Source organism: Bartonella sp. W8122 (genome assembly GCF_016102485.1).
Classification (GTDB): domain Bacteria; phylum Pseudomonadota; class Alphaproteobacteria; order Rhizobiales; family Rhizobiaceae; genus Bartonella; species Bartonella apihabitans.
This window is the reverse complement of sequence record NZ_JACFOO010000007.1, coordinates 1-285: the sequence shown is the minus strand read 5'-3', so window position 1 is coordinate 285 and position 285 is coordinate 1. Positions and strand designations below refer to the sequence as shown.

The following is a 285-nucleotide window of genomic DNA, read 5'->3' as shown; positions in this document are numbered from 1 at the left end:
TGGGGTGAAGTCGTAACAAGGTAGCCGTAGGGGAACCTGCGGCTGGATCACCTCCTTTCTAAGGAAGATTAAGAATTGGAAAGAGTTTTTTAAGTTCAGACCTTCTTGATCTTGTTAGAACAAAGGGTTCGAGATAGTCAGTTTCGAACCGTTACATAGGACTGGTAGTTTTGACTGTTGGTTATATGTGATGAATACAAGCGGATAATGCCGCCTTCGTTTCTCTTTCTTCAGATGATGTATCCCAAGCCTTCTGGCGACCTGACAGATTGTAAGGTGCGGTGC

1 rRNA gene is annotated in these 285 nt (G+C 44.6%); it reads left to right on the top strand.

Annotation, left to right across the window (positions count from 1 at the left end):
* Positions 1 to 58: ribosomal RNA gene (locus tag H3S83_RS11415) — 16S ribosomal RNA — on the top strand; the annotation flags it as partial.
* Positions 59 to 285 lie beyond the last annotated feature (227 nt).